Annotated in this window: 1 protein-coding gene; it reads right to left on the reverse strand. The window is 44.0% G+C overall.

Annotation, left to right across the window (positions count from 1 at the left end):
- Positions 1-745 (reverse strand): phosphoglycerate kinase (gene pgk, locus A3739_RS17725; protein WP_156502660.1); only part of this gene is annotated, 745 nt, incomplete at its 3' end.
- Positions 746-786: the final 41 nt, after the last annotated feature.

Here is a 786-nt window from a genome sequence, read left to right on the forward strand (position 1 = left end):
TTTTTTCCGACAGAGCTTTCGCGTTAGAGATCAAATCTTCTTCATATAACGATTTACCAACTGGATTGCCCGCCGCAGCAAGGAAAGTATTTGCAATACCGCCCCCAACAATAAGCTGATCAACTTTGTCTGATAGAGATTCTAATACCGTCAACTTAGTAGATACTTTTGAGCCACCAACAATAGCGACGAGTGGACGCTTTGGTGTATCTAGTGCGTGAGCTAGTGCTTCAAGTTCAGCTGCGAGTAATGGGCCTGCACAGGCAATCGGCGCAAATTGTCCGACACCGTGTGTTGAAGCTTGCGCGCGATGCGCAGTTCCAAATGCGTCCATGACGTATACATCACAAAGCGTAGCGTATGCCTTTGACAATGTCTCTTCGTCTTTTTTCTCACCCTTGTTAAAGCGAACGTTTTCGAAAAGCACTACATCGCCATCTTGAATATCTGATGGGACTTCCAAAGTCTTAAGTAAAGGAACATCTTTGCCGAGTAATGAAGAAAGATGATTAGCCACTGGCTTCAACGAAAATTCTTCTGCATATTCGCCTTCGGTTGGTCGGCCTAGGTGCGACATCAACATAACTTTTGCGCCCGCTTCAATAGCGGCTTTAATTGTTGGCAATGACGCGCGAATACGTGCATCGCTTGTTACTTTGCCATCTTTGACCGGTACATTAAGGTCTTCGCGGATCAAAACGCGTTTACCTTTAAGTTCTAGATCGGTCATTTTCGTTACGTTCATCTATCGTAATCCTATAAATGTTTATCAAGTTTTATGTATTC

The organism is Oleiphilus sp. HI0067, from assembly GCF_001635735.1.